Origin of the sequence: Alicyclobacillus acidiphilus NBRC 100859, from assembly GCF_001544355.1 — a bacterium.
Classification (GTDB): Bacteria; Bacillota; Bacilli; order Alicyclobacillales; family Alicyclobacillaceae; genus Alicyclobacillus; species Alicyclobacillus acidiphilus.
In genome coordinates this window covers 1-1,414 of sequence record NZ_BCQI01000139.1, presented here as the reverse complement: position 1 = coordinate 1,414, position 1,414 = coordinate 1, and the positions used below count along the sequence as shown (strand labels likewise).

At 51.0% G+C, this 1,414-nt stretch carries 1 protein-coding gene; it reads left to right on the top strand.

The genetic code is table 11. The features are described 5' to 3' along the window. Window positions 1–56 precede the first annotated feature (56 nt). A protein-coding gene (locus tag AAC01S_RS18415; protein ID WP_441394809.1) for an IS3 family transposase occupies window positions 57–1,248 on the top strand; the annotation gives its coding sequence in 2 pieces (ribosomal slippage) (window positions 57–331 and window positions 330–1,248; 1,194 coding nt in all). Window positions 1,249–1,414 lie beyond the last annotated feature (166 nt).

Sequence of the window (1,414 nt, the reverse complement as noted above, 5' to 3'; positions counted from 1 at the left end):
AAGTATAGTGGTCCCAGGCATCAAGACAACTGAGAAGGGACCGATTAAGCTACAATATGGCCATGAGAAAACACTATACCGCATCATTCAAAGCGCAAGTCGTCCTTGAGCTTCTCAAAGAAGAGAAGACCATCGCCCAGATTTCATCGGAGTACGGCGTACACGTCACTATGCTCCATCGGTGGAAAAACACCGCTGTGGAAAACCTGTCCAGTGTTTTCGAAGACGAGAGCAAGAAAAACACTGCTGCCATACAGAAGGAGCATGAAAAGGAGACGTCCGAACTCTATGCAAAAATTGGTCGCTTAACCACTGAGGTTGAGTGGCTCAAAAAAAAATCTGGCATCAAACCGAACTAGAGCTGAAAGAATTGCCATGGTCGAGCACGACAGTGACAAGATCAGCATTTCTAGGCAGGCGGATTTGCTCAGCCTCAATCGGACGAGCCTTTACTACAGACCTGCAGACGTCTCAGAAGAAGAGCTTCGCCTCCGCCGTTGCATCGACGAGATATACACGGAGCGGCCAGTCTCAGGAAGCCGCTACATGACAGCAATTCTACGGCGGGAGGGTTGGGCCATCAACCGCAAGCGCGTCGTGCGCTGCATGAGGGACATGGGCATAGCTGGTGTCAGCCCCGGTCCGAACCTGAGCAAGCGGAACCTTGCCCACAAGATTTATCCGTATCTGCTGACGGGCGTAAAGGCCAGCCACCCGAATCACGTCTGGTCAATCGACATCACATATGTCCGACTGAAGCACGGATGGATGTATTTGGTGGCCGTCATCGACTGGTACTCCCGCTACATCGTAAGTTGGGAACTTGACCAGACGCTTGAGATTGATTTTGTTCTCAAGGCAACGCAGACGGCGTTGAACCACGGAAAGCCGGAGATTTGGAACAGCGACCAAGGCAGCCACTTCACCAGTCCACAGTACACAAGCATGCTCAAGGAAACCGGCGTCCGAATCAGCATGGACGGCAAGAATAGGGCTGTGGATAATATTTTCATCGAGCGGTTCTGGCGGACGCTCAAGTACCAGGAAGTGTACACAAAAGAGTACGCCACACCAAGGGAGGCGAGGGAATCAATCAGAAAATTCATATACAAGTACAATCACGAACGACCGCACCAATCTCTAAGATATCACACGCCTGCTGAGATCTACCTGATGAACATGAAGCCAGAGGATCCGATTCCTACTTCATCTCGGGAAAATACATATACAGGAAAGGAGAGTGCTTAGGGACACAGAACGCAGGACACAAGACAGGGGAAGCCGCTTCGCTCCTCCCCTCTGGCCTACGGCCATTCACCCCTCCCGCTCCTCCTGAAAAAGGGATATGGATAGGGAAAACTGGACCATAGCTTAGAGATTGAAAATTACTGTCTTGACAGATGGGGCCACCATA